A 25207-nucleotide genomic window follows, 5' to 3' on the forward strand; every position below is an offset into this window, starting at 1 on the left:
GCTACGAGGTGGCGTCCTTGGCTTCGGTGTCCTCGGTGTCCTTGGTGTCCTTGCTCTCGGCTTCCGCTTCGGCCTCGCCGTCCTTCGAGTCCTCGAAATACGCGTCGAGCACCGCGTCGAGCTCCGCCGTCCATTCCTTGAGGAGCTTGCGGGCGGGCGCCTCGACATCGGCCGTGTACCAACGCCGGTTGGTCATATAGACCGTGATCCCGAAACGCTTCCCGAACCGCGGGGTGTCGACCTCCACCGCGCCGATCTCGTCCCATTCGAACTCAGCCTTCTCGCCATCGAGTTCGAACGCGACGCCATGGCGCCCGGCCCGGATCGCACCGCGCCGGTCGGACACGTCGAAGACGACGCCACCGTCCTCCTCCGCGCCCTCCGCTTCCTCGTCGTCGTCCGCTTCCCCGTCGGACGCGACGTCGCCCTTCGTATCGGCCTCGTCGTCGGACTCCGCCTCGGCGTCGGCGCCTTCTCCCTCGGCGTCTTCGACCTCGTCGACTTCGTCCTCGGCGGTGACTTCCTCGGGCCGCCGCTCTGCTGCGTTGTCCGGTGCGTCCTCCTCCACATCGGCAGGGCGCGGGGACGTCAGGCCGGGGACATACCCCGGATCCGTCCCGGCTGTGTGCATGGGCGGGATGATCGGTCCAGTGCTCTGCTCCACGGCGGGAAGTATTGCCGATAAACCTGTGCCGACGACAGGCAACCCCGTACCCAATCGAGCCGACAGGGAAAAGCCGCAGGCTATGCGGAGCGCATCTCGACGCGGACGGGGCGCGGGCCGGGCCCCCACACCTTTACCGTCCCTTTACTATGGATGCGGGGACACTGCCTTCCCCGGACATGTGCGGATCCACCGGACGTCCCGGCGAGCCACCGACCAGCGATGAAGGAGCACCCGACCCGCGATGGGCGACCCTGACCCTCCCAGTACCACCCGTGCCACCCCCCGCCCGCTCCTCATGAGAACGCCCCTCACCACGGCGCCCCTCACCACGGCGTCCCTCACCACGGCGTCCCTCACCAGGGCTCTCCTGAGCGGGCAGACGGCGGTGGCACGGTGACCGAGATCCTGTTGCTTCTCCTCGCGCTGGCCCTCACGCTCGCCTGCGCGCTCTTCGTGGCCGCCGAGTTCTCCCTCACCACCGTCGAACGCGGTGAGCTGGAGCGCGCCGCCGAAGCCGGTGAGCGCGGGGCCGACAGCGCGCTGATGGCGGTGCGCCGACTGACGTTCCAGCTCTCCGGGGCCCAACTGGGCATCACCGTCACCTCCTTGGTGATCGGCATGCTCGCCGAGCCCTCGCTGGCCGCCCTGCTCCAGAGCCCGCTCACCGCGCTCGGCCTGGCCGAGGGCGCGGCGTCGACGACCGCACTGGTGCTGGGCGTGGCCCTCTCCACGGTGGTGCTGATGGTCGCCGGGGAGCTGGTGCCCAAGAACTGGGCGATCTCCCGCCCCCTGCACGTGGCCAAGGCGGTCGCCGCCCCGCAGCGCGCCTTCACCGCCGCCTTCGCCCCGCTGATCCACCACCTGAACAACACGGCCAACCGCCTGGTGCGCCGTCTGGGCCTGGAGCCCGCCGAGGAGCTGGCCTCCGCCCGTACGCCGGACGAACTGGTCGCGCTGGCCCGCCACTCGGCCGCCGCGGGCGCGCTGGAGCAGGACGCGGCCGAGCTGTTCGTCCGTACGCTCCATCTGAGCGAGCTGACCGCCGAGAACGTGATGACCCCGCGCGTGGACGTCCAGGCGCTGGAGGCCCACGCCACCGCCGCCGACGCCGCCAATCTCACCCTGGCCACCGGGCGTTCCCGCTTCCCCGTCTACCGCGACACCCTGGACGAGGTGGTCGGCACCGTGCACATCCGCGACGTCCTCGCCCTGGCCGTCGCCGACCGCGCCACCACCCCCGTCACCGACCTGGCCACACCCCCGCTCCTGGTCCCCGACAGCCTCCCGGTGGACCGGCTGCTGGACCGGCTGCGCAGCGCGCACACCATGGCCGTCGTCATCGACGAGTACGGGGGCACGGCGGGGGTCGCCACCCTGGAGGACATCGTCGAGGAGATCGTCGGCGACGTACGCGACGAACACGACACCGACGAGACCCCTGGCCTGGTGCCCCTCGGCCCCGGCACCTGGGAGGCGGACGGGAGCCTACGGCTGGACGAGCTCACCGGCATCGGCCTGACCGCTCCCGAGGGGCCGTACGAAACGGTGGCGGGCCTGCTGGCCACCGCCCTGGAGCGGATCCCGGCGGCCGGGGACACCATCGAGATCGACGGCTGGCAGCTCACGGTCCTGAAGGTCGACCACCACCGCGCCGACCGCGTACGGATCACCGAGCCCGCCGACCGCGTACGGATCACCGAGCCCGCGGAGACGGCCGAAGCCACCGAGCCCGTCGAGACGGCCGAAGCCACCGAGTCCGCCGAGATCACCGAGGCCACCCGATGACCGTCCTCCAACTCGCCGTCGGCGCCCTCACTCTCCTCACCAACGCCTTCTTCGTCGGCGCCGAATTCGCCCTGATCTCCGTGCGCCGCAGCCAGATCGAGCCGCGCGCGCAGGCGAAAGAGAAGCGGGCGCGCGGTGTGCTGTGGGCGCTGGAGCACCTGTCCGCGCTGATGGCCACGGCCCAGCTCGGCATCACCATCTCCTCCCTCGCCCTGGGCGCGGTCGCCGAACCGGCCATCGCCCATCTGCTGGAGCCCGTTTTCGACGCCGTCCACGTGCCGCACGCCCTGGTGCATCCGATCGCCTTCGTCGTCGCGCTCACGGCGGCCACGTATCTCCACATGCTCATCGGCGAGATGGTCCCCAAGAACATCGCCCTCGCCGCCCCCGAGCGCACCGCGCTCCTCCTCGGCCCGCCCCTGGTGGCCCTCACCCGCCTCCTGCGCCCCGTCGTCTTCGGCGTCAACGCCTTCGCCAACGCCGTGCTGCGGCTGCTGAAGGTGGAGCCCAAGGACGAGGTCGAGGCGGTCTTCACCGACGACGAACTCATCCGGCTGGTACGGGACTCCAGCGACGCCGGGCTGCTCGACAAGTCCGGTGGCGACCGGCTGCGCGACGCCCTGGAACTGGGCACCCGGCGGGTCGGCGACATCCTCGTCCCCCTCGACGCGATGGTCACCGTCGACCATCGCGTCACCCCCGCCGAACTGGAACGCACGGCCGCCGCCTCCGGCTACTCCCGCCTGCCGGTCACCGGCCCCGGCGGCGCCATCCTGGGCTACCTCCACATCAAGGACACCCTCGGGGCCGTCGACCGGGACCGCCCGTTCCCCCGTACCGCCGTCCACACCATCCCCCGTGTGCGGGCCGACACGCCGCTGGACGACACCCTCACCACCATGCGCGCCACCGGCACCCACCTGGCCGCCGTGACGGCCGACACCGGTACGGCGGTCCTCGGCTTCGTCACGATGACGGACGTCCTGGACGAACTCGTGGGCCCGGCCCCGGCGTAACCACGCCGACCGCAGCCGCGTCGACCGCAGCCAAGCCGACCGCAGCCAAGCCGACCGCAGCCGCGTCGACCGCAGCCGCGTCGATCAGGACGGGGGCCGCGCCGAGGGACGGTCCGGGCGCACGGAGAACGCCGTGTCCCCGGCCGTCCCCACGATCGCGTCCTGGACGAGCACCACCCTCGGCTCCGTGTCCTGCGCCGCCGTCCCGGGGTTGTCCAGCGCGGCCGTGCGCCACGCCTCCGTGCCGTCGTCCACGTTCAGCGCCAGCAGCCGGCCGAAGCGGTTGGAGAAGTACAGCTGCCCGTACCGCCTCGACAGCACGGGTGCGGACAGGCTTTCCGTCTCCGTCGACCGCTGCCACAGCTCCCGGCCGCTGTCGGCCGACACCGCGGTGACCGTGCCGTTGGCACGGACGAAGTAGACGACGCCGTGCAGCAGGGACGGTTCACCCAGCACGGGGCGGCGCAGCGGGATCCGCTTGGCCTCGCCGGTGCTCGGATCGACCCGGAGCATGGACGTGTACGGGCGCTCGTACCCCGAGTCGTACACCTCCTTGGCGGTCTGCGGGATCAGGAACAGCGGCTTGCCCGTGGCCGCGCCAATGGTCAGCGTCTTCTTCGGAAGAGTGGTGAGTTCGTGCTGCTTGCCGTCGGAGGCGTCGAACCGCAGCAGTTCGTACGGGCCCTCGGTGGCCAGGCCGTTGGAGGTCACGGGTGAGCACAGGCCGTACGGTTCGCCGCCCAGCACCGTCGGCTCGCAGTACGTCCCCTGGGGCGCCGGTGACTGCCACAGCCGCTCACCCGACGTCCCGTAGGCGACGAGCTGATTGCCGTCCGGCGACAGCGTCAGCACCCCGCCGCGGAACAGCTGCGCCGGCGCGGAGCCGTTGATCCGCTGCTCCCACCGCTGTCGCTTGGTGGCGGCGTTCAGGGCCACCACCCACCGGTGGCCATCCTCCGATGCCTTGTAGGCGTAGGCGATTCCGTCCCGCACTCCGATCGGGCGCGCCGCCTGGGGGCGGGTGCCCCAGCGCCACAGGACGCGGCCGGTGGCGGCATCGACCTTGGCGATGGTGAACCCGTTTCCGCCGCAGTACAGGGTCCGGCCGTTATCCGGGACACATCCGGACTGCTGGTAGACGAGGGGCGGCCCCTCGGTCTCGACCCGTAGATCCGTCCGCCACGGCTTCCAGCCCTCGGGGAGTGAGGCGGGCTTCTGGGACGGCGCGGTGCCGGAGGCGGCGGACGCGTCGCCCGACGACTTCGTCATGTCCGGGGCGAAGACCGCCGCCGCGACGGTCAGCCCGGTGACGGCCAGGGCCACCCCGGCGGAGGTGACGACGAGCCGCCGCCGAGCTACCCGCCGCGGTGCGGTCCGCCCCGGGTCGGGGGGCCGCGAGCCGGAGGGCCGCGAGCCGGGGGGCTGGGGAGCGGGCTGCGCGTCGGGCCGGGGAGCGTGGGTCGAGGAGGCGGGGGGATGCCCAGCGGCGGCAGCCCCGGGACCACCGTCCGCCCCGGGACCACCGGCGGTGACGACGCGCTCCGCCGCGGGGAAGTCCGGCAGCGCACGCAGCATAGGGTGCAGTTCGTCCAGCTTCGGCCGGGCCTCCGGCTCCTTGGCCAGACACCGTTCGGCGATGCCCCGCAGCGGCGTCGGGACCTCGTCCAGCGTCGGATGCTCGTACATCACCTGGTAGCCCGACAGATAGGGGCTGTCGGACTCGAACGGACTGCTGCCCCGCGCCGCGAACACCAGCAGCGACCCCAGCGAGAACACATCCGACGCCGCCGTGACGTCCCGCGGACTGCGCAACTGCTCCGGCGACATGAACGGCGGGGTGCCGAGCACCCGCCCGATGGTGACGGTGAGCGTCTGGCTGTCGACGGCGCGGGAGATGCCGAAGTCGATGACGCGCGGCCCGTCCTCGGCCAACAGGATGTTGGCGGGCTTCAGATCCCGGTGCACCACCCCGGCCCGGTGGATCTCGCGCAGCGCCTCGACCAGCCCGAGGCCGAGCGTCCGCAAGGTGTGCCCGTCCAAGGGGCCGTTCTTCCGTACGACCTCGGAGAGGGTGCGCCCCGGCACATACAGCGTGGCCATCCACGGCCGGTCGGCCTCCGGATCGGCGTCCACGACGGGGGCGGTGAACGCCCCGCTCACCCGGCGCGCCGCCGCGACCTCCTGCCGGAAACGGGTCCGGAACTCCTCGTCCTGCGCGTACTGCTCGTGGACCAGCTTGAGCGCGACCTGCCGCCCCGACGCCGAACGCCCGAGATAGACGACGCCCATGCCGCCCGACCCCAGCCGGTCGACCAGGGTGTAGCCGCCTATGGATTCCGGATCCCCGGTGGCCAGCGGCATCGCCGATCCCCTTTCCCGCGCTGTCTCCGCGTCTTGAACGGCCGTACCGGACTCCTAGATTAGGTCGGCGGGAGCATCGGCGGACCGGGTGGCCCAGGGCGTGGCGGAACGGTTACCGGCGGAGCGTCGGCCGGCGGGGGGCAAACGGACGGACCGGCGGAGGGGCGGGTCGGCCAACTGGAGGTGAGGGCCGTGCGGTCGCGTTAGTGGCGCGTTAGCGGAACGGCGTTGCGGCGGCAGCTTTACACCAGCGCGGCACGGCAGGCTCATGGCCATACCGAGGGCCGGAGAGGAACACCGGCCGGACCGCCGCTCCGACCCATAAGGAAAGACCACCATGAACGTCACCGCTTACCGCCGCGGCCGCACCGTCCGTACCATCGCCGCCTCCATGCTGGCCGTCGCCGCGCTCGGCCTGACCGCGGCGTGCGGCGGTAGCGGGGACGGAGGTTCGGACAACTCGGGCAAGGCGAACTCGTCGGCCTCGGTCTCGGCGGACAAGACGGCCAAGGGGGGCGACGCGGGCGCCAAGGATGCCAAGGACGCGAAGACGCAGGCCCAGAAGGCCGGGGCGGGGTCCGAGGAGGAGCCGATCGGCGACTGCGACGTCAACAAGACGGTCTTCTCGGTCCAGAAGGTCAAGAACCCCATCAACCACCTGCTGCTCAAGGCGACCAACGGGGCCGGCGTGGACTGCAAGCTGGTCGGCTACCCCGGCCTGAAGTTCGGCGAGAGCGCGCAGGCCGCCACCCCGGTGAACGAGGACAGCCAGCCGCAGTCCGTCGTCATGCTCGCCCCGGGCGAGAGCGCCTATGCGGGCATCACCACCTCCGCGGGGGACGGCTCGGGTTCGGAGGGCAGCGAGGTCAACTCGCTCGAGGTGTTCGTCGACGGCAGCGAGGACCCGGTGAGCGTCGAGCTGCCCGGCGGCTCGGTCTACATCGACAGCGCCGCCCAGGTCACGTACTGGCAGACGACCGCGCAGGACGCCCTGACCTGGTAGGTCCGCGCGGCCCTCGGGGTCAGCCCACGTCTATATACATGAACGCTGTCTTGTATGAGAGACAGCATCCCTGGAGTATGAAGCGACGCCGCCGGCGTGAAGAAGGAACAGCGACGTCGCCGAGCCGGCGAACAGGGGGAACGGATGGGTGTCGACTCGACGGCGCTGCTGGTGTCGGCCGGGGTGGCCTCCGGGCTCGCCGGTTCGATCGCGGGGCTGGCCTCGCTGTTCAGCTATCCGGCGCTGCTCGCGGTGGGCCTGCCGCCGGTGGCCGCCAATGTGACCAACACGGTGGCCCTGTTCTCCAACACCGTCGGCACCGCGGCGGGATCCCGCGCCGAACTCCGCGGCCAGCGGGACCGTCTCCTCCGACTCGGCGTCATCGCGGCGCTGGGCGGCGCGGTCGGGGCCGCCCTGCTGCTGGGAACCCCGTCCTCCGCCTTCGAGACCGTCGTACCGTGGCTGATCGCCCTCGGCTCGGTGCTGATCCTGGTCCGCGATCCACTCCGCCGGCTCGTGGCCTCCCGCTCGCCCTCCCCCGCCCGCACGGCCCGGCCCACCCTCCCGCTCGCCTGCGCGGTCCTGCTGGTCGGCCTGTACGGCGGCTACTTCGGGGCGGCCTCGGGCGTCCTGATGCTGGCGGTGCTCTCGCTCTCCGCCACGGAGCCCCTCCCGGTCACCAACGCCGTCAAGAACATCGCGACCGGCGCCGCCAATGTGACGGCGGCCGTCGCCTACGTCGCCGTCGCCCCCGTGAACTGGGCCGCCGCCGTATCCCTCGGCCTCGGCGCTCTCCTCGGCAGTTGGCTCGGCCCTCTGGTCGTCCGCCGCCTGCCCGAAACTCCGCTCCGGATCGCCATCGCCCTCGGCGGCCTGGGCCTGGCCATCTCGCTGTGGCGCTAGACGGCCACCTCCCGACCCGGCGGATGGCGCTTACGTCCCGGACTCCTCCGGATAGAAGGTGATCAAGGTGATGCTCCCGTCCGGCGCGACGACGCGGACGGCCGCCTCCGGGATGTCCTCCGTAGTCACATCGACCTCGGTGGGATGCCACACCAGGTGCCGCAGCACCACCGGATACCGCGGCGACTTCCCGCCGACGGCACCGATCACCGTGTCGTCCTTCGGGTCGTAGCTGAGGGAGGAGAAGGGCAGCCGCTCGGCCTCGTACTGATGCCCGACCGACGGGTCCAGCACCTCGATGGTGGCGAGTTCCCCCTCGTGCTCGGCCGTGACCTGATCGAGCGTGGTCCGCCACTCCCCGCGATCGAACGTTGTGGAACCGGCCATCGTCGATCCTCCCTCCGCTCCTCCACTGCTCCTCCTGCGGTGCCAACCCCTCCCACGGTGGACGCCACCGCCCGGGGCCGCCACGTCCACCCGGGTCGAATCGGTCCGGCCGGGCTTGACCTCCCCGGACAAAACGGTCGGCCGCACCCCGTTCCCCCGGGGGCATTACCTGGGACGTAATCGCACCGCGCCGCGGCCCCCGGCAGCATGGTGATCGCTTCCCGCAAGGCTTCCGATCGGAGGGATCACCATGTCCTTGGCCGCACCCACGACCACCCGCGCCCTGGTTGCGGAACTGCTGCGCCGCATCGGTGAGGGTGACCCCGAGCGCATCGCCGAGCTGTATGCCGAGCGCAGCGACTGGAAGCTGGACTGGCCGGAGGCCGAGCACGGCCGCCCCGCCACTCCGTGGATCCGCCACCGCTCCACCCGCGCGGACGTGGCCGCCCACTTCCGTGAGCTGGCCCACCACCATGTGCCCGAGCAGGCGGCCACCGAGGTCGAGCGCATCCTCGTCGACGGTGACGACGCGGTCGTGCTGGGCGAGATCCGCCAGACCGCCCGGGCCACCGGACGCGCCTATCGTGCGCGGTTCGCCCTGCATCTCACCCTCGAAGGCGGTCTCGTCACCCGGCACCACGTCTACGAGGACAGCCTCGCCGTCGCCCAGGCGTTCAGCACCCCGCAGGGCACGGCACAGGACAATTGACCACTGCGCCGTGCCCTCGGGGATCCCCGGGATCAGCCCGCGAGCAGGGACTCCACCCGGGACAGCGTGTCCAGAACATTGGCCTCGGTGATCGCCATCCGCGCCTCGTCCGGCGTCAGCCAGCGCAGCGGCGCGTCCGGGTTCTCCGGCCGTACCGCCTCGGGCACGCTGGTGGCCAGCACATAGCGCACATCGGCGTGTTCATGCGCCGGCTCCCGGCTGCTCGCGGGGACCGGGACGATCACCAGATGCCGTACGTCCGCGTCCGGCCACGGGGCCAGATCGGGCAGCCCCGTCTCCTCCTGCCCCTCCCGCAGGGCGATGGCGAGCGGGTCGTACTCGCCCGGGTCGCCATGCCCGCCGACCAGCAGCCACGACTGGTGGCGCTGGTGCCAGCGCAGCAGCACACGGCCGCTGTCGGGGTGCACGATCAGGGCGGATGCGGTGATGTGAAGGGGCGTCGACCGGTCCCAGGGGGCGCCGCCCGCCTCGACAACGCCGAGCGCCCGCTCGAGGTCGACGCATTCCGCGGTGGTCTTCGGCCGGTAGCCCGTAAGGACATGGGTGACTGCGTGGTCGGCTGTGGCCATGCGCCGGATCCTAACGATGCGAGGCCCCCTACGGCGCGCGGTTTTTGTCACCCGAGCGCGGTCACACGCAGGGAAGCCCCGGGCCGGTGGCGCGCCCGGGGCTTCCTGGGATGGGGGTGAGGTGACTCGGTTCAGGGGAGGGTTGGGCGATCCGCCGTCGTAATCGGGGTCATCGACTGCTCGATCCCACCGCTGGTTCGTATTCGTTGCACGTCTGGAGCGGTATTCGCTGACTGCGCAGAAATCGTCGGCTTATCGCCAGTCTTCGTTGGCATGCATACGGCAGACGCCGGAGCTGCGGCCAAAAACGTTACTGCTGCGGCGATGGCCGTCGCACGGGCTGCGGTCAGAAGAGCATTGCGCATACGTGTCAACGTGTGACCTCATTCACCCGATCGGTGTTCCCGTTCATGGCGGTGAGGTTATCCTATAAATGACTGACCTGTCGAAATGGCTGACCGCAACTGAGGGCGCCAGTCAATTGTTCGAGGGGCAGGCTATGGAAGCGGATTACTCTTCGGTAGTCAAATTCGCTGTCCCGCCGAGGACGTCGGTTAAGCACTTGCTTACCCGCTTCGCTTCCCGCTCGTCCAATGCACGCAATGCAGAGAGCGCTTTCTGTAGCAGTTCTCGCGCTTGCGCCGTATCGCCCGCTGTCAGCCGTACCTCCGCGAGGAGGGCCTGTGCCCGGGCCTCATCGTCGCGCGCATTGGCCTTGTGTGCGGTTGCTATGGATGCCTTCAAGTACTCCGCCGCCGAATCCAGCCGACCGCAGTCGAGATCGATCCGTCCCAGACCGCGTAGTGCGCGCGTGATCTCCTGAGTTGCTCCGATATCGCGGGCGATGTCCAAGGCCTTCAGGTGGTTGTCGGCAGACGCGTCGATGGAGTCTTCCTTGAAGTGCGCTTCCCCCAGTCCGTTGTGCGCTGTCGCCTGGCTCTTTCTGTCGCCCAATATGCGAAAGTCCGTCAATGCCTGCTGGTGCAGCGCCAGTGCGCGCCCGGTTTCGCCGGACTTGGTGAGATTCGCGGCCAAGTTGGTGCGTACCGTTGCCCGCGTGTAGGGATTTCCCGTGGACTCCGCCAGGGGGAGTAATTCCTCGAAGGCTTTCCGAGCTTGTTCGTGGTCGCCCCTGCGTGAGTACAGGTCGCCTAGATTGTTGAGCGTTCTAATTACGCCTGACTGGTCGCCTGCGGACCGGAAGCCGGATATCGCTTTCTGGAAGTGGTCGAGTGCGCGTTCTGGTTCGCCGAGGTCGAGTAGGGAGATCGCGATGTTGTTGCGAGATCTGGCCTCATTCCAGACATTTCCTGTCGTCGCGCCGATCGCCAGTGCCTTCTGGTGTAGCGCGACTGCCATCTCGCACTCGCCCTGATGCCAATAAATCACTCCCAGATTCCGATAGGCTTCCCACTCCGCCTCCCGGTCCCCGGTCTCCCGCGCGATCTCCAGTGCACGCTCGCCCGCCTCCACGGCCTGCGCATATCGGCCCGTGTTGGCGTGATTGGAGCTGAGGCAGAGCAGGGCGTGGCACTGGGCCGGTTGGTCGCCGGTGCGTGACCAGTGGTCGGCGGCGTGCTGAAGGATGTCGATGGCGTCCTGCCAGTGACACTCGGACTCCAGGAACCCCGCCAAGGCGTGGGCGAGCCGGGCCGCAGACGGCCGGGAGTCGTGGGTGCGGGCGTGGCGCTCGACAGCCAGGAGGTTGCCGTACTCGGCGGCGAACCAGGCGCGCGCGTCATGGGCGTTCCGCATACGGGAGAGGGTCGGAGGCCCCTGCGCACCGTCCGGCGCGAGCCGGATCCTCCGCGGGTACGCCACTCGGTCGGCCTGCTCCGCGTTCCGTAGGTACGAGGCGATGAGCCGTTCCAGGGCCTGCTCGCGCTCCCGCGCGCTGTCTTCCGAAAGTGCGAGCATCCGGGCGTATTCGCCCAGCAGGTCATGAAACCGGTACCGGTCGGGCGCCGGTTCCCGAAGGAGGTGACACTCCAGCAGGGATTCAATCAGCCGCTCGGTTTCCTTGGGGGGAAGGTCGAGTAGCACGGCGGCCGATTCGGCCGTGAAGTCGGGCCCCGGATGTAGCCCCAGGCGCCGGAACGTGGTGCGCTGCGTTGCGTCAAGGGTCCGGTAGGAAAGGGCGAAGGCGCGTAGAATCTCCTGATCTGCGTTGCGGATCTCACCGAGGGGGCCGGGGCTGCGCGCCAGGCGCTCGCCCAAGGTAGTCAGGCTCCAAGAGGGGCGGGAACGGAACCGGTTGGCCACCAATTCGATGGCAAGCGGCAAATAGCCGCAAAGGCGCACGATGCGGGCGGTCTCTGTGATGTCCTGGGTCCGTGCCGCACCCGCGAAACTCCGGAAAAGAGTGATCGCGTCATCGGTCGGCAGCACGTCCAGGGCAAGAGGCACCGCATGCGGAAGCCCCGTCAGATGCCGACGGCTGGTGATGATGGTCAGGCATGGCGAATTGCCGGGCAGCAGCGGTGCGACCTGGTCCGGCCCCGCCGCGTCGTCCAGCACGATTACGGCCCGGCGGTCGGCGATAGTGGTCCGCCACAGGGCGATCAACTCGTCCAACCGGACGGGGATCGAATCGGCGGGGGCGCCGAACAGCCGCAGGAGCATGGCAAGGGCCGCACCCGGACTCAGCGGTTCCTGGGAGGGGGAGTGGCCCCGCAAGTCCAGGAAGACCTGACCGGCGGGGAATCGAGGAGCCAGTCTCCGAGCCGTGTCCACCGCGACCGCCGTCTTGCCGACCCCGGCCATGCCGCTGACCGTTTCCAGCGTCAGCACAGCCCCTTTCCCCGGCTTTGTGTCGATGGACGCCATCAAGGCGTCGAGTTCGGAGCGCCTGCCGATGAGCGGGGGCTGGTACGGCAGATTGCGTGGCGGAGTCTGCGCAGAGGAATGCCGTTCGGGAGAAGGCCCGGAGGACGCCGCGGCTGCGGCGGTCCTGAGGAGCCGGTCCACGGGTGTCCGGTCAAGAACGCCACGGTGTATTCGGTCCAGTTCGTCCCCCGGCCGGGAGCCGAATTCCGACATCAGCAGTTGGCGGGCCTGCTGATGCACCCGTAAGGCGTCTGTGTATCGGCCGCTGCCGTAGTACGCCAGCATCAATTGGCCTGCCAGCGTCTCGTCCTCCGGGTGGTGGCGCACCATGGCCGACAGCTCCCCGATCGAGTCCGCGAAACGGCCGAGCCGGTGCAGAGCCGCGATGCGGGAAATGGCCGCTTGGAGACGGCGCTCGGCGAGCGAGCGGCGTACGGTTTCGGCCCAGGTGCCGGGGAGCCCGGCGAGGGCCTCTCCCTGCCAGAGGTGTTCGGCGCGAGTAAGGAGGTCCACGACGCGTTCGTCCTCGCCGCTTGTCGCCACCGCTCCGGCCAGATCGGTGAGGCGCTGGAAACGGTTCAAGTCCACCGAGTCGGGGTCGGTGTTCAGCACGTAGGTGTGGGCCCGGCTGGTGATGCGCGGGGAGCTCGGCCCGGTGCCGGCGAGGCGGAGATGCTTACGCACCCGTGAGATGTATGTGTGTGTGTTCTCGCGGGCGCGTGGTGGGGCCTTGCCGTCCCAGAGCCGCTCCAGGAGCGAGTTCATGGAGATGGGGCGGCCGACTTCCAGCGCCAGAGCGGCTAGCAGAGCCCGTTCCTTGTCAGAACCGAGCTTCAGTTGCCGACCCTCCAGCCGAAGCTCCACCGGCCCGAGTAAATGGATGTCCACCAGCGTCCTCCCGCTGGTCTGTCCTTTTTCAGTGAGCATGGCATGGGGCATCGAGAGCCGCCATACGTCGTTGGCGGCGCACTGGCCGGATCACGTCATCGGGCGTTCCCGGGTGCATCGTCGAAGCCTCCTCGAGGGTAGAACCGGGCTGATCCACACAAACGGCAACCGACTGACCGGGGGGCAGACGGATGGGCCAGGCACCTGGGGATGCCCACGAGAACCTGATCGGCGGCCAGGCCCGGATTCTCGGTCCCGCGGTACAGGCGCGCGACATTCACGGCGGCATCCATGTGCACACGGGAGCGGCAACCGCGGTGCCGCCACCCCGGCAGCTCCTGCCGGTACCCGCCCACTTCACCGGGCGTGGCGACGATCTGGCGGCGCTGGATGGACTGTTGACCGGCGGTGGGCATGGCGGCCCGGCCCGCTCGCTGATCGTGGTCAGCGGCCCGGCCGGGATCGGCAAGACGACCTTGGTGTGTAGCTGGCTGCACTCGCTCGCGCCCGAGTTCCCCGACGGACAGCTCTACGCCGACCTGCGGGGGCACTCCACCGAGGGCCCCTCGGGCCCTGGCGAGATTCTGAGCCAGTTCCTGCGGGCGCTCGGTGCCGGCTCGGTGCCCGCTGATATGGCCGAAAAGGCGTCGCTGTGGCGGTCTTGGACCGCTGATGCCCGGATCGCGGTAGTCCTGGACAACGCGTTCACCGCTGCCCAGGTCCGCCCGCTGCTGCACGCGGGTCCGGGTGGACTCACCGTGGTCACCAGCCGCCGCCGACTGACTGGCCTCCGCATGGATGGAGCGGCGATGCACCAACTCGAGGCGCTGGAACCGGCCGCCGGGGCCGAGCTGCTCAGCCGTGCGATCGGCGACGACCGCGTCGCGAACGAGCCTCAGGCGGCGCGCCAGGTCGTCGCGCTGTGTGCAGGATTGCCCCTTGCCGTCTGCCTTGCCTCCGCGCGCCTGGCGTCGAGGCCACGACAGTCCGTGAAGACACTGGCCGATGCCCTGACTCGGGACACGGAGCGGCTGGCCGCGCTGCAAGTGGAAGGGGAGACCACAGTGAGCAACGCTCTGGACGCCTCCTACGCCGTACTCACCGAGGGCGCCGCCCTCCTCTACCGCAGGCTCGGCCCACTGCCCTTGCGGACCTTCGACGCGAGAAGCGCCGCCGCGGCCTGCGCCGCCTCCCTCGCGTGGGCGGAGTCCCGGCTGGACGAACTCGTCGAGGCCAACCTGATGGAGGACATCGGCCCTGGCGTCTGCCGCCACCACGACCTGGTGCGCGTCCACGCCCACGGCCGAGCGATCGCGGAGGAGAGCGCCACGACTCGTGCGGAGGCACTGCGGCGGGTCTGCGACTGGTATCTGGAGACGGCCACCGAAGCGGAGAAGCTGATTACACCCGCGCAGTTCACCCTCGACAGAGACGTGGCCCAACCCTCCGGGCTCCCCATCCCCTTCACCGACGATCCGGGCGCGCTCGCCTGGCTCGATGCCCACCGGATGAACCTCATGGCGGTGATACGCGCTGCCGCGGCATCCGAGTGGCATGCGATGACCTGGCAGCTCGTGGACGCCATGTGGCCGGTCTTCCTTCGGCTGCGCTACTACGATCTGTGGATCGAGGCTCACGAGATCGGGCTGGAGGCGGCCCGAAGAGACGGTAACGCTGAGGCCGAGCGCCAGATGCTCAACTCCGGCGCCATCGGCCTCAGCGCCGCCGGCCGCGTCGAGGACGCGGCCGAGTGGTACGAGGAGTCCCGCCGGGCGGCGCGCGAGGCGGGCGATGTACGTGACGAGGGACAGGCGCTACTGGGCCTCGGCGGCTGCCACCGGGAGGCCGGGCGGACGGTGGCTGCCGTGGAGTATCTCCACCAGGCCATCACCTTGTGGGAAGCGTGCGGCTACCCACGCGGTGTGGCCCTGGCCAGGATCGTCCTCGGTGAGATCGCACTCGCCCAGGACGAAACCGGCCGCGCCGTCGAGTACTTCACGCACGCGCGCGCTGGTCTGCTGGCCGTCAACGACCCCCATGACGCGGCGCGCGCCCTGGTCTTTTTGGGGCGTGCCCGTGCGCGCGCCGGTGAACACGTGGTGGGTGTGACGGCGATGGAAGAGGCCCTCACGGTGTTCACCTCGTCCGGGGCTGCTCACTGGCAGGCCCGGACCCTCGAGATGCTCGGAGACAGCGCCCGGGAACGCGGGGAGGAGACGGCGGCACGGAACTTCCGCGCCCGGGCGCTTGCGCTCTTCGAGGTCACTAGCCCCTCCGACGCGCGTCGACTCAGGGAATCGCCGAGCGGTACGTGATCCGCGGGCGAGTCTCCAACAGTCCGCTCAGCGGGAGCCCCGCCACCAGCCAGGCGTGCAGGCAGGACACGAAGAGCCATTGCTCCGGTGGCACTCGGCAGGGCAGGGCCACCACGTCCGGGTCGGTACCGCCGCGCGCCACCCAGCCGCCACCGGTCAGCGGTACGGCGGCCAGGCGGCACCCCGGTCCGGCGGGTCCGACCTCCGCCAGCCACCGCACCGCCTCGGCGATCGACCGCGGGCGGCTTCCACGCAGCACGTCGGCGCAGTCCAGCCCGCGTGCGTCGGCGCAGGCATCGGCGTCCACCGTCAGGTGCTCGTCGAGGACGGTCGCTCGGCGGGTGCCCACGAGACCGGTACGGGCCAGCAAGACGCCTCCGCCCGCCGCCCGGCCCGTCCAGAGGCACACGGACGGCGTCGGCGCTGGATCCAGTGGAGCCTTCTCCCACCACTCCACGGTGACGAAACACCCGGCCGGACGACTCATGCCGATGCCTCCCCACGATCGGACGACCACGTTCGCAGTGTCGGCGGCTCCGGGAGCGGTATCACCCGCGGTTCGTGGGCGGGCTGGCCCAATCCCATCAGCCGATACATCAGCCGCCGCATATTGCGATAGAAGCGGCCGGGCTCGGAGGTGATGCGCCCGGCGATCGCGGCGTACTCCTCCGGGCGGTATTCGGCGGCGGCGTAGTCGAGTTGCTCGGGGAGCGGATGAGCCGGGGACAGCGCCGGCGCGGTGACGGCGAGCGTGGCGGCCGGAGAGCCCGGGTTGATTTCGGGCTCCGGGGACCCGGTCAACAGGATCGGCACCCCGGTGAGCGTTCCGTAGAGGGTGACCGAGCCATGGTCGCCGACGATGTAGTCGGCGGCGATCAGGACGCTGCGCCAGTCCGCCTCCGGCGGCACCACGCTGACCCCCAGCCGACTGCACCACGCCAACCACGTCCTGACCTGCCACGGCCCATGGCCCGACCAAACGTTGGGGTGGACAAGGATGGCCGTACGGAACCGCCCGGAGGGAAGCTCCCCGACCATGCGGGGCAGCAACATCTCGAAACGGCCGAAGAACGAGTGCGGACCCCAGGTGGAGACGGCGAGCACCAGCCGCTCCCCGTCCGCGAGACCCAGCGCACGGCGATATGCGGTGCGCTGCGGCAGGCTCGCGGTGATCCGGTCGTGCGCGGGGTCGCCGATAACATGCGCCAGCTGAAGCGCTTCGGGGCAATGACGGCCCAGCTCTCGCAGGTCAGCGTGGTGCGGTACGACTACGGCGGCCGGCGGCTTGCCGCCCGGCATGAGGTCCCGCCTGCGGAGCCCCGCCACGCCCGCGTCCGACATCCCGGGCAGGCGTTTGAGGTAGTTGGCGCCGTGCGGCATCGTGATCAGGGGCGCTTGCACCTGCTCCACCCCACGCGGCCCTGCCGCCACCGCGAGGTCGAACGTCATACGGGTGGCCTCTGCCCAGGGAAGTACGGGGCTTCCCAACTGTTGGAGGAAACGCGGTACTTCGTCCCCGAAGACGTGGGGCGGCGTGGTGAATACCACTTGGAGCCGGAAGTCGGCCTCCAGCAGCGACAGGACATCGAGAAGTCGCTTGGCGTAGGTGATGGTGTGGACGACGGCCAGTACCTTCTTGCGTTCCACCAGTGTGAGCCACTGGCGTGGCTCGTCCGACGAAGGCTCTGCGATCGTGTTCAACGCCGACATGGCGCCCCCCGTTGATCTCTCATGCGGATTCCGGGCATGGACTTTCGTGGGTCTCGCGTCCGTCCTCTGCCCGGCCCGACGGACAGAAGGCTTGCCGACCCCTTGCGGAAAGCTTGCGGGGCCCGCCCGAAAGCAGGTGCCGATTTCCAGGCAAGAAAGAGCCCCAGGCGGTCGGCCTGGGGTTCTGTGGTGACACGGGATGGAGGCGGCGGACGCGACGCGTCGGCGCGTGGTCGTGGCGTTACTTGCAGGCCGCCGTGTCCACCAGACCCATGACGTGCTGCATGACCTTCGGGAGTTCGGCCTGGTCGTTGATGACGGCGGTGGGGAGGGCGGTGACGGCGACGGTGACGGCGCGGCCGTCCTCGGTGAGGGTGGACTTGCCCGCGCCGTTCGGCCCGGTGACGATCAGCCGGTCCCCGGACGTCACGGACAGCGTGCCGGCTGGTGCAGCCGACCGGCGACGGTCACCCCGTCGGGGGCCAGGGTGCCGGCCAGGACGTGCAGCAGGGTCGACTTGCCGCGGCCGTTCTCGCCGACGATGCCCCAGCGCGAGCGGGGCGAGACGTTCATCCCGACGCCGGACAGGACGGTGTTGCCGCCGCGCTCGACGCGGATATCGGCGCAGGTCAGCTGGGCCCGTTCGCGGGCAGGCACATGGGTGGTGGCGGGCATGCCTTCTTCCTCCGGGAAGGAGGCACACGTCACCCCCGGTGGGTGGGAGGGGGAGAGTGGCCTCCGAGAACTGACGGCGGCCGGGCCCGTCACAACGGGACGGCCTCGGGCAGCATCACGACGCCCGTCGCCTCAACCGTGGTGGGAGGCACGGGGGCTGTGGGGCCCGGTCAGATGAAGAGGAAGGTGCAGTACACGCTGTAACTCACCCTCGCATTTAAGCGGTTCGCTCATGCGGACGAAGAGACTGCCGGAGAAAGCGCCCTTCAACGGCCGCCGACGGTCAAAGCACACGCAGCGCGCATAACGGCCCCATAGTCGGTCAGGCGACAAAGCCCGAGGTCACAGCGTTGCCAGGCCGTTAACGGGGCGTTAGTTGATCGTCAGCGGAGCCGGACAGACTTGTAGTCACGGCCCCGGGGGACGGGGACGACGTTCACGACAGCTGAGGGCCTCATGTCGCACCGCATCACTCTTCGTCACGCTCGCAAGGTTGCCGCCGCCGCGGTCGTCGCCGTCGCCGCGTTCGGTCTGACCGCGTGCCAGGACAACGCGGACGCCAGCGGCGACTCGTCCTCCGCCGCCTCGTCCAGCTCCGGCGGTTCGTCCAGCTCCGGCGGTTCGGACTCCTCCGACTCGGGCACCTCGGGTTCCTCGGACAGTGGCTCCTCCGGTTCCTCCGGTTCGGGTTCCTCGGGCTCCGGTGGCGGCGGCAACGCCGGTTCCGATGCCTGCGCCACCTCGCAGCTCGCCTTCCGCAGCACCCACGGCATGGGTGAGGGCACCCTGATCGTCGACCTCAAGAACACCGGGTCGGCCACCTGCACGCTGCAGGGCTTCCCGGGCGTCGACCTGAAGAGCAAGAACGGCACCCTGAGCGCCAAGCGCAGCGACCTCGCGGCGCCGAAGACGAGCGTCAAGCCGGGTGAGGAGACCCGCTTCACGCTCTACTACCCGCCGAACACCTCCGGCGGCTCCGGCGAGACCTTCACCACGCTCGTCGTCACCCCGCCCAACGAGACCCACTCGCACTCCCTGCCCGTGAGCATCAACGTCCCCGTCACCGACGGCTCCAGCTCCGCCATCAAGGTGGACCCCGTCGGCACCGGCAAGTAGACACCAGACAGCAAAGCAACCCCGGGCCGCCGGCCTGGGGCTTTGCTATGAGCGCCGGGAGTCATGCGCTCGATCGATATCGATCGTACGTTTGATTTTCGGCGCAACGGCGTGCGCCCTCGCCGGTGACGGCCGACCCTGGAGGGTGGACGCGGGGAGCCCGCTGAGCAGTGCCCGGCTCACGTTCCCCTGGCCCAGCGCAGGAGCTCGGACCGAACTGGAAGGTGGACGTCACGATGAAAACACCTCCGATCGTCTCGCCGCAGGAGTGGGAGGCCGCGCGCCAGGAGCTCCTCGGAGAGGAGAAGCAGCTCACCCGCGCCCGTGACGCCCTGGCCGCCAAGCGCCGGCGGATGCCGTGGCTGGCGGTGGAGAAGGAGTACGCGTTCGAGGGTCCCGAGGGCCGGGTGAGTCTGCTCGACCTGTTCCAGGGGCGTCGTCAGCTGATCCTCTACCGCGCCTTCTTCGAGCCCGTCGTCTACGGCTGGCCCGACCACGCCTGCCGCGGCTGCTCCATGGTCGCCGACCACGTGGGCCACCTCGCCCATCTCAACGCCCGCGACACCACCCTCGTCTTCGCCTCGCGCGCGCCGCAGCAGGAGATCGAGCGGGTGAAGGCGCGGATGGGCTGGACCATGCCCTGGTACACGATCACCGACGACTTCGACGCCGACTTCGGTGTGGACGAGTGGCACGGCACGAACGCGTTCATCCGCGATGGCGACCGCGTATGTCGCACCTACTTCATCAACGCCCGGGGTGACGAGGCGCTGGGGAGCACCTGGAGCTACCTCGACATGACCGCGCTCGGGCGGCAGGAGGAGTGGGAGGACTCGCCCGAGGGCTACCCGCAGACCCCGCCGTACGAATGGTGGAACTGGCACGACGCGTACGACGACGCTGCGCCGGCGCCGGAGTGGGTGGCCCAGACCCAACGAGGCACCCAGGCCCAGCCGGGCTGAGCCGTGCGCCAAGCTATGGGGCATGGACGACCGCATCCGCCCCGCGACCGCAGCCGACGTTGACGCGGTGGAGGCCGTCACCGACGCGGCATACCGCCCCTACGTCGCCCGGATCGGCCTCCGCCCGGCGCCGATGGACGCGGACCACGCGGCCGATGTCGCGGCGGGGCGCGTGTTCGTCACCGGCGACCCGGTCGTGGGTGCGCTGGTCCTGGTGGCCGAGCCCGGCCATCTCGTCCTGGAGAGCATCGCCGTAGATCCGGACGCGCACCGACAGGGCGTGGGCAGGCGCCTGCTCGCCTTCGCCGACCTGCACGCCCGCGCCCTCGGCCTCCCGGAGATCCGGCTCTACACCAACGCCGCCATGTGGGAGAACCAGGAGATCTACCCGAGGTACGGGTACGAGGTGACCGAGCGCCGCCAGGACGGCGCGTACGACCGGATCCACTACCGGAAGCGCATCTCCGAGGCAACGCCCGACCAGCGGTGAGGCCGCTGCGGAAGCCCCCGCTCCATGGCCACCACCACCGCCCTCGTCCGGTCGTGCACATCGAGCTTGGCGAACAGGCGCGGCAGATGCGTCTTCACCGTGGCCTCGGCGATCACGAGGTGTCGTCGGATCTCGGCATTGGTGAGACCGTTCCGCCACGGCGTCCAGGACGTCGGTCTCACGGCCGGTCAGCGGCTCCTGAACGGGCCGCCGCAGCCGCGCGACCAGCTTCTCGACGACCCGGGGAGCGAGCACCGACTCGCCCCGCGCCGCCGCGTGGATGGCATCGACGAGTCGCTCGCGGGTGGTGTCCTTGAGCGGATAGCCGAGGGCACCGGCCTCCACCCCGCGCTCGATCTCCGTGTCGGTGTCGTGCGTCGTCAGGATCAGCACCCGGGTCCGTGGATACCGGGCGACGATCTCGGCCGGCCGGTCAGGTCCCTGGCCGCGGCCTCGGCCGCGTCCCGGTCGAAGGGTCCCGACCGGGAGGAGTTCAGCACCTGTCCGGCGGCTCCGCGCTCCAGACCCCCTCGACGGCCATCGCCTCCGCCCGGCCGCCCGGCCTCGCCGACTCGCCGACCCGGTAGTCGGCCGTGGTCGCGCTGTGGGTGCCGACGGCACTGCCGACCCCCAGGCACAGCGCCACGAACACCAGCCGGCCGACGATGGCCCGCCAGGGGTGCCGAGCGCTCCCTCGAGCCATGCGCACAGGGGGAATGGGTTCATGGCCAAAAGCGTTGCCGGCCAGTGCGGTTGGCGGACAGAGGTGCCCGGTTGAACTTCCCGTCCACCGATCGGTGGACGAGACAGGGCCAGGGCCAGGTCCCGGGATCGGGAACTGGCCCTGGAGAGTGCGCCGGGGTGGGGTCAGGAGCAGGGCTTGTAGAAGTGCTTCCAGCCGTCGCCGGGCATGGCCGGCGGCTCGGCCGTGCTGCCGAACTCCCCGTACTTCACCTGCGTCGCGTAGTCGTAGTCCCCCGGGCCGCTGCCCGCGGTCGACAGGCGCACGTCCCGATCCAGCTGCCCGTCACCGGGGTTGTTGAGGATCGCGAGGTCCGGGTACGGGTCGTCGCCGTAGTTGGCGATCCGAAGCTGCTGGGCCTCGCCCTGGTCGCCGATGTCGGAGTGCCGGGCGTCGGCGGAGCTCAGGTCCGTCCGTGCGAGCGGGCCGGGGCGGTATTCCGCGAGGCGCGCGGTCGAGGCGTCGTCCCCGTCGGCCGGCTCGACGATGTTGACGACCATGTCCAGGGTGCCGTCGTTCTGGAAGTCGGCGACCGCGGCGGTCGCGACCTCCCCCTTCTTCGCGCCGAGAAGTGCGCTGACGGCGTGCTTCTCGCCGAACGAGCCGTCCGCGGCGCCCCACTGGATGGTCATCTTGGTGCCGGTGTGCCCGGGGTTCGAGATCTTGTCCGGGTGGCCGTCGGCGTCGAGATCGCCGATCAGCGTCGTGGCGTCGGCCAGACAGGGGCCCGTCGCCTCGCTGACCCTGCCGGACCGGTCCGCGCCGCCCGAGGGCGACGCCCCGGACGCACTGGCCTGGTATCCGGCGATGGTCAGGGTCAGAGCGACAGCCGCGATCGGCGCCGCGATCAGACGTGTCCGTTTGCGAAGCATCTACGAACTCCTAACGTCGTTACTGCGAAGTGCGAGGGCCACCTTCACCGGCATGGTGTCGCCCGCCGGTTACTGGTCCGTTCCGCCGCCGAAGGGCACGGCGTCCGCCGGGGAGGTGTGCCAGTTGGTGACGACGGGCCTGTCGACGGTGATGGTGCCGACCGGCAGGGAGACCGGGTTGGCGTCCTCATTGCCGACGGCGACGATGATGCTGTCCAGTTCCTTGCCGTTGTCGTCGTTGGTGGTCTTCGGGTTCACCCCGGCATAGGCGGTGGTTCCCCCGCTCAACGTGATCGCGGGTCCCACGGACTGCTCCGCGGGGCCCGCCTCGGTGCCGTCCGACCCGAAGGCCACCGTGGGAAGCGCGGCGGGCAGCACACAGGTGATCCCCGCCTTGGCCTTCGCCATGACCAGGATGTATCCGCCGGCCTGCGACTCGTCCCGGGTGTTCCAGGAAATGTCGTTGGCCCCGCACACCTGCCCGACCTTGCCGCGCTCGCCGTTGCCGGTGTCGGCACCGGAGCCGTCCTGGGCTCCCTTGTCCTTCGCACCGGGGGACGTGGCCGACGAGTCGGCGGCGCTGTCCTTGCCGCCCGCGGCATCGGCCGTGGCCCCGGTCGTGGCCTTGGCGGAGGCAGACGAGTCACTGGATCCACTGCTCGTCTCGTCCGACTGGCAAGCGGTGGCGAACATCGCGGCAGTCACCAGCAGGCTGGCACCGGCGAACATACGGACCCGGGGGCGGCTGATAAGCATGGGAAGACCTTCTTTGTCATCAGTGGTGTCGTGCTCCCGGCGACGTTTCGCTCGGTGTGCCACTCATCTTGCCGGTGGCCGCTACCGTTCCATTAGCGCTCCACTAACGAAGCGCTGACGCGACCACAAACCGGCTGACCCACCTGCGTATCGACGGCGCGCCAGTAGAGTGAAACGGTGACTTCTCTGCCGGAAGACCCGCCGCTACTCGTCAGCGAAGACGACCGCGACGCGGCCGTGCGGCGCGTGCAGGAGGCGTACGCCGAAGGGCACATCGCCCACGAGGACATGGACGAGCGCCTCCAGCAGGTGCTCACCGCCAAGACCCACGGCGAACTGGCGTCGGCTCTGGCCTCGCTCCCGGAGGAGAACGCGGGTACGACGTCCACGATTGCCGCCGCCGGCGGGCGGATCAAGCGGCGCGGCGCATGGCACGTGCCTCGGGTCCTCAAGGTCGCGTCCGCATTCGGCAGGGTGCGCCTGGACCTGTCCCGGGCGGTCATCGAGCATCCGGTCGTGGACATCGAGCTGCAACTCGGCACCGGCAGGGCCAAGATCACGGTGCCGCGGGACGCGATCGTCGATCTCGAGGGTCTGCACACCGGGTGGAAGGACACGCGCTACAAGCCCCGGCGGCACTCCGGCCCCGGCGGCCCGAGGATCCGGATCTCCGGGACCATGGGATTCGGACGGTTGACGATTCGCCACGCGCGTCGTTCGCCCTTGTGACGAAACCCCGGCGCTCAGCCGACGTGGCGAGCGCGTCCAGGCCGATGCGGATCAGTTGGCGGTGCAGCTCGTCCACTGGGCGGCCGCGGTCGTGGCGCCCGGGAGCGGTGGCTTGTTCAACCGCGCGGTCGAGATGCTCGACGAAGGAGGGCAGCCGGGCGGGGGCGATCTGGGCGACCGCTGCGCGGAGCGCCGCCGGAGTGAGCGCCGGCACGGGGATCAGGGGCCCGTCGGGAGCAGAGGGCCGCTCGGTCATTCGAACGTCTCCGGGGCGGCGGTCTGCGTGATCGTCATGATCCCTGCCGTTGTTGCGGACGCTGGGCTTGAGCCTATGCCCGCGCCTCGTCCGCCACACAACACCGACGCATCTCGATCGCTCTGGCCCAAGAGTGATCGCGTTGTGCTGGATCTTGGTGCGCGCCGCAGGCCGACGGAGAGGCCAGCGGCCCCGGGCAACAAAGAAGCTCCGGGCCGTTGACCTGGGCCTTAAGCATGGAGCGGGTGACGCGAATCGAACCCGCGCTCCGAGCTTGGGAATCACGGGGCCCGGCAGGCGCGGAACCGGCTCTCACCTGCTGGAACGGGTGATGTGCCGAGTCACGTCCGGGCTGGCCCTACACCCTGATTGACCGTGGTTCGCCACTTCATCGGGCACATATCGGGCACGGTCGACACGGGAAGCCACGCGTCTTGCGTCGAGGGGGGACCGAGCCGCCAGCATACACCAATCTGGTACATGTGTTACTCTAGGTACATGTCTATGAAGCGCACCAATGTCTACGCCGACCCGGAAGACCTCGCCATCATCAAGGAGGCGGCCAAGCGCCGCGGTATCAGTGAGGCCGAGATCATCCGGCAGGGCATCCATCTTGCCGCCATGGCCAATCGCACGTGGGATGAGCCGTTGTTCTCCCGCACTTTCGTCGGCCCTGGGCGCACGCTTGCCAAGGATGAGGTGCGCGATGTCGTTGCTGATGCTGCCCAGCGCGAAACCGGTTCTGGAACCGCTGCGTGATCGTCGTCATCGCTGACACCTCCGGCCTGCTGGCCGCGCTCGATTCCACGCACCCGGAGCACGAAGCGGCGCAAGAGGCGATCATGGCTGCCGGTCTGCTCGTCATGTCGCCGTTGCTGCTTGCTGAACTCGACCACGTAGCCACCCGCGAACTGGGCCGCGAGGCCGCGGTGAGCGCGATCGACGACATCCGGGGCTGGATGCGCCGCGGCCGGGTATCCGTCCCCGAGATCACCGAAGTGCACCTCGGTATCGCCCAGACCGTCCGATCCCGCTACCTGGCGCTCGACCTTGATCTCACCGACGTGGTGAACGTCGCCCTGGCGGCCGACTACGACACCGACGCCATCCTCACTCTGGACCGCCGCGACTTCCGCGCTGTACGTCCCCTCGGCCATCACAAGGCGTTTCGCGTCCTGCCTGACGATCTACCCCTCTGAAGCCCCACCGCACTCCGGAAGTCCTCGAAGGCCAGTTCGCTCTCTCCATGCGGAGTTGTCGACCCGTGCTGGGTCGGTGCGTCCACTCGGGGGGCGAGACAAGAGCTTCTGGCCCGGATCTGGCACGAGACACTTAGCGCGGTCTAGACAACAAACAAGGCCCAGGTCGTTGACCTGGGCCTTCGCTGTGGAGCGGGTGACGGGAAGCGAACCCGCGCTCTGAGCTTGGGAATCACGTGGTGATCGACGC

At 69.9% G+C, this 25207-nt stretch carries 23 protein-coding genes and 2 pseudogenes; 12 read left to right on the forward strand and 13 right to left on the reverse strand.

Annotated features, from left to right (window positions below):
• Position 1: 1 nt before the first annotated feature.
• Entirely contained in the window at positions 2-631 is a 630-nt protein-coding gene (locus AS97_RS24330) for a hypothetical protein (protein WP_210565647.1), read from the reverse strand.
• Between the two features lie 429 nt (positions 632-1060).
• Between AS97_RS24330 and AS97_RS24335 the strand changes: the two genes are divergently transcribed.
• Together AS97_RS24335 and AS97_RS24340 are read left to right on the forward strand one after the other, a co-directional pair.
• On the forward strand, positions 1061-2452 hold the full coding sequence (locus AS97_RS24335) for a hemolysin family protein (protein ID WP_210565648.1): 1392 nt from the start codon (positions 1061-1063) through the stop codon (positions 2450-2452).
• On the forward strand, positions 2449-3468 hold the full coding sequence (locus tag AS97_RS24340; RefSeq protein ID WP_210565649.1) for a hemolysin family protein: 1020 nt from the start codon (positions 2449-2451) through the stop codon (positions 3466-3468). The genes AS97_RS24335 and AS97_RS24340 overlap by 4 nt, the downstream gene beginning before the upstream one ends.
• Before the next feature lie 84 nt (positions 3469-3552).
• On the opposite strand, the gene AS97_RS24345 is transcribed toward AS97_RS24340, so the two are convergent.
• Positions 3553-5829, reverse strand: a complete 2277-nt coding sequence (locus AS97_RS24345) for a serine/threonine-protein kinase (protein ID WP_210565650.1) — start codon at positions 5827-5829, stop codon at positions 3553-3555.
• Positions 5830-6166: 337 nt separating this feature from the next.
• Between AS97_RS24345 and AS97_RS24350 the strand changes: the two genes are divergently transcribed.
• A complete protein-coding gene (locus AS97_RS24350; protein ID WP_125762081.1) occupies positions 6167-6832 on the forward strand; it encodes a DUF4232 domain-containing protein in 666 nt (221 codons plus the stop codon).
• 144 nt (positions 6833-6976) lie between these two features.
• The gene (locus tag AS97_RS24355) at positions 6977-7735 is read left to right on the forward strand and encodes a sulfite exporter TauE/SafE family protein (protein ID WP_210565651.1); all 759 of its coding nucleotides are present in this window, start codon (positions 6977-6979) and stop codon (positions 7733-7735) included.
• A 30-nt stretch (positions 7736-7765) separates the two neighbouring features.
• Here the strand turns inward: AS97_RS24355 and AS97_RS24360 are convergent, their stop codons facing one another.
• The gene (locus AS97_RS24360; RefSeq protein ID WP_059146452.1) at positions 7766-8122 is read right to left on the reverse strand and encodes a DUF5335 family protein; all 357 of its coding nucleotides are present in this window, start codon (positions 8120-8122) and stop codon (positions 7766-7768) included.
• Positions 8123-8372: 250 nt separating this feature from the next.
• Here AS97_RS24360 and AS97_RS24365 point away from each other — a divergent pair, with 250 nt between their 5' ends.
• Positions 8373-8831 (forward strand): nuclear transport factor 2 family protein, encoded by a 459-nt coding sequence (locus tag AS97_RS24365; protein WP_086709387.1) that lies wholly within the window; start codon positions 8373-8375, stop codon positions 8829-8831.
• Between the two features lie 32 nt (positions 8832-8863).
• Here the strand turns inward: AS97_RS24365 and AS97_RS24370 are convergent, their stop codons facing one another.
• Positions 8864-9421, reverse strand: a complete 558-nt coding sequence (locus tag AS97_RS24370) for an NUDIX domain-containing protein (protein WP_059146454.1) — start codon at positions 9419-9421, stop codon at positions 8864-8866.
• Between the two features lie 510 nt (positions 9422-9931).
• Positions 9932-13174: a tetratricopeptide repeat protein gene (locus AS97_RS24375; RefSeq protein WP_210565652.1), complete on the reverse strand. Its 3243-nt coding sequence runs from the start codon at positions 13172-13174 to the stop codon at positions 9932-9934.
• Positions 13175-13326: 152 nt separating this feature from the next.
• On the opposite strand from AS97_RS24375, the gene AS97_RS24380 reads away from it, so the two are divergent.
• Complete coding sequence (locus tag AS97_RS24380) at positions 13327-15450, forward strand: NB-ARC domain-containing protein (protein WP_210565653.1); 2124 nt, start codon at positions 13327-13329, stop codon at positions 15448-15450.
• Here AS97_RS24380 and AS97_RS24385 read toward each other — a convergent pair.
• From AS97_RS24385 to AS97_RS24400, 4 genes are all read right to left on the reverse strand, one after another.
• The gene (locus tag AS97_RS24385; RefSeq protein WP_210565654.1) at positions 15425-15937 is read right to left on the reverse strand and encodes a hypothetical protein; all 513 of its coding nucleotides are present in this window, start codon (positions 15935-15937) and stop codon (positions 15425-15427) included. The two genes, AS97_RS24380 and AS97_RS24385, sit on opposite strands and share 26 nt — an antisense overlap.
• Positions 15934-17160, reverse strand: coding sequence for a hypothetical protein (locus AS97_RS24390; protein ID WP_247204477.1), 1227 nt, complete (start codon positions 17158-17160; stop codon positions 15934-15936). Before AS97_RS24390 ends, AS97_RS24385 begins: the two co-directional genes overlap by 4 nt.
• 241 nt (positions 17161-17401) lie before the next feature.
• Positions 17402-17590 (reverse strand): ABC transporter ATP-binding protein, encoded by a 189-nt coding sequence (locus tag AS97_RS24395; protein ID WP_210565655.1) that lies wholly within the window; start codon positions 17588-17590, stop codon positions 17402-17404.
• On the reverse strand, positions 17587-17835 hold the full coding sequence (locus tag AS97_RS24400; RefSeq protein WP_210565656.1) for an ATP-binding cassette domain-containing protein: 249 nt from the start codon (positions 17833-17835) through the stop codon (positions 17587-17589). The genes AS97_RS24395 and AS97_RS24400 overlap by 4 nt, the downstream gene beginning before the upstream one ends.
• 456 nt (positions 17836-18291) lie before the next feature.
• Here AS97_RS24400 and AS97_RS24405 point away from each other — a divergent pair, with 456 nt between their 5' ends.
• The 3 genes from AS97_RS24405 to AS97_RS24415 all read left to right on the forward strand — a co-directional run bounded on the left by AS97_RS24405 (position 18292) and on the right by AS97_RS24415 (position 20403).
• Entirely contained in the window at positions 18292-18951 is a 660-nt protein-coding gene (locus tag AS97_RS24405; protein ID WP_059146455.1) for a DUF4232 domain-containing protein, read from the forward strand.
• Positions 18952-19187: 236 nt separating this feature from the next.
• A complete protein-coding gene (locus tag AS97_RS24410) occupies positions 19188-19913 on the forward strand; it encodes a DUF899 domain-containing protein (RefSeq protein ID WP_059146490.1) in 726 nt (241 codons plus the stop codon).
• Between the two features lie 22 nt (positions 19914-19935).
• Positions 19936-20403 carry a GNAT family N-acetyltransferase gene (locus AS97_RS24415; protein WP_059146456.1) on the forward strand — a complete coding sequence of 156 codons (468 nt, stop codon included), beginning with the start codon at positions 19936-19938 and terminating at the stop codon, positions 20401-20403.
• On the opposite strand, the pseudogene AS97_RS24420 reads toward AS97_RS24415, so the two are convergent.
• The 4 genes and pseudogenes from AS97_RS24420 to AS97_RS24435 form a co-directional block, all read right to left on the reverse strand.
• Positions 20361-20826 (reverse strand): annotated as a pseudogene (locus AS97_RS24420) (response regulator transcription factor); the annotation flags it as partial. The gene AS97_RS24415 and the pseudogene AS97_RS24420 overlap by 43 nt on opposite strands.
• 8 nt (positions 20827-20834) lie before the next feature.
• Positions 20835-21106 (reverse strand): annotated as a pseudogene (locus AS97_RS24425) (MMPL family transporter); the annotation flags it as partial.
• Positions 21107-21270: 164 nt separating this feature from the next.
• On the reverse strand, positions 21271-22017 hold the full coding sequence (locus AS97_RS24430) for a VCBS repeat-containing protein (RefSeq protein ID WP_125759238.1): 747 nt from the start codon (positions 22015-22017) through the stop codon (positions 21271-21273).
• A 69-nt stretch (positions 22018-22086) separates the two neighbouring features.
• Positions 22087-22773, reverse strand: coding sequence for a DUF4232 domain-containing protein (locus tag AS97_RS24435; protein WP_059146458.1), 687 nt, complete (start codon positions 22771-22773; stop codon positions 22087-22089).
• A gap of 177 nt (positions 22774-22950) precedes the next feature.
• On the opposite strand from AS97_RS24435, the gene AS97_RS24440 reads away from it, so the two are divergent.
• The 3 genes from AS97_RS24440 to AS97_RS24450 all read left to right on the forward strand — a co-directional run bounded on the left by AS97_RS24440 (position 22951) and on the right by AS97_RS24450 (position 24957).
• The gene (locus AS97_RS24440) at positions 22951-23502 is read left to right on the forward strand and encodes a DUF1707 domain-containing protein (protein ID WP_059146459.1); all 552 of its coding nucleotides are present in this window, start codon (positions 22951-22953) and stop codon (positions 23500-23502) included.
• A gap of 754 nt (positions 23503-24256) precedes the next feature.
• Positions 24257-24517 carry a CopG family transcriptional regulator gene (locus AS97_RS24445; RefSeq protein WP_059146491.1) on the forward strand — a complete coding sequence of 87 codons (261 nt, stop codon included), beginning with the start codon at positions 24257-24259 and terminating at the stop codon, positions 24515-24517.
• Positions 24514-24957: a PIN domain-containing protein gene (locus AS97_RS24450; RefSeq protein ID WP_059146460.1), complete on the forward strand. Its 444-nt coding sequence runs from the start codon at positions 24514-24516 to the stop codon at positions 24955-24957. The genes AS97_RS24445 and AS97_RS24450 overlap by 4 nt, the downstream gene beginning before the upstream one ends.
• The last annotated feature ends 250 nt before the right edge of the window (positions 24958-25207 follow it).

It is taken from the genome of Streptomyces sp. AgN23 (genome assembly GCF_001598115.1).
Lineage (GTDB): Bacteria > Actinomycetota > Actinomycetes > Streptomycetales > Streptomycetaceae > Streptomyces > Streptomyces antimycoticus.

What these genes read in the sequence shown, in the direction of transcription:
- AS97_RS24380 (WP_210565653.1), top strand. Translation starts at nt 13,327, where the DNA reads ATGGGCCAGGCACCTGGGGATGCCCACGAGAACCTGATCGGCGGCCAG.
- AS97_RS24435 (WP_059146458.1), bottom strand. Translation starts at nt 22,773, where the DNA reads ATGCTTATCAGCCGCCCCCGGGTCCGTATGTTCGCCGGTGCCAGCCTG.
- AS97_RS24330 (WP_210565647.1), bottom strand. Translation starts at nt 631, where the DNA reads ATGCACACAGCCGGGACGGATCCGGGGTATGTCCCCGGCCTGACGTCC.
- AS97_RS24355 (WP_210565651.1), top strand. Translation starts at nt 6,977, where the DNA reads ATGGGTGTCGACTCGACGGCGCTGCTGGTGTCGGCCGGGGTGGCCTCC.
- AS97_RS24340 (WP_210565649.1), top strand. Translation starts at nt 2,449, where the DNA reads ATGACCGTCCTCCAACTCGCCGTCGGCGCCCTCACTCTCCTCACCAAC.
- AS97_RS24350 (WP_125762081.1), top strand. Translation starts at nt 6,167, where the DNA reads ATGAACGTCACCGCTTACCGCCGCGGCCGCACCGTCCGTACCATCGCC.
- AS97_RS24400 (WP_210565656.1), bottom strand. Translation starts at nt 17,835, where the DNA reads ATGCCCGCCACCACCCATGTGCCTGCCCGCGAACGGGCCCAGCTGACC.
- AS97_RS24410 (WP_059146490.1), top strand. Translation starts at nt 19,188, where the DNA reads ATGAAAACACCTCCGATCGTCTCGCCGCAGGAGTGGGAGGCCGCGCGC.
- AS97_RS24370 (WP_059146454.1), bottom strand. Translation starts at nt 9,421, where the DNA reads ATGGCCACAGCCGACCACGCAGTCACCCATGTCCTTACGGGCTACCGG.
- AS97_RS24385 (WP_210565654.1), bottom strand. Translation starts at nt 15,937, where the DNA reads ATGAGTCGTCCGGCCGGGTGTTTCGTCACCGTGGAGTGGTGGGAGAAG.
- AS97_RS24390 (WP_247204477.1), bottom strand. Translation starts at nt 17,160, where the DNA reads ATGTCGGCGTTGAACACGATCGCAGAGCCTTCGTCGGACGAGCCACGC.
- AS97_RS24365 (WP_086709387.1), top strand. Translation starts at nt 8,373, where the DNA reads ATGTCCTTGGCCGCACCCACGACCACCCGCGCCCTGGTTGCGGAACTG.
- AS97_RS24445 (WP_059146491.1), top strand. Translation starts at nt 24,257, where the DNA reads ATGTCTATGAAGCGCACCAATGTCTACGCCGACCCGGAAGACCTCGCC.
- AS97_RS24405 (WP_059146455.1), top strand. Translation starts at nt 18,292, where the DNA reads ATGTCGCACCGCATCACTCTTCGTCACGCTCGCAAGGTTGCCGCCGCC.
- AS97_RS24345 (WP_210565650.1), bottom strand. Translation starts at nt 5,829, where the DNA reads ATGCCGCTGGCCACCGGGGATCCGGAATCCATAGGCGGCTACACCCTG.
- AS97_RS24430 (WP_125759238.1), bottom strand. Translation starts at nt 22,017, where the DNA reads ATGCTTCGCAAACGGACACGTCTGATCGCGGCGCCGATCGCGGCTGTC.
- AS97_RS24375 (WP_210565652.1), bottom strand. Translation starts at nt 13,174, where the DNA reads ATGCTCACTGAAAAAGGACAGACCAGCGGGAGGACGCTGGTGGACATC.
- AS97_RS24415 (WP_059146456.1), top strand. Translation starts at nt 19,936, where the DNA reads ATGGACGACCGCATCCGCCCCGCGACCGCAGCCGACGTTGACGCGGTG.
- AS97_RS24360 (WP_059146452.1), bottom strand. Translation starts at nt 8,122, where the DNA reads ATGGCCGGTTCCACAACGTTCGATCGCGGGGAGTGGCGGACCACGCTC.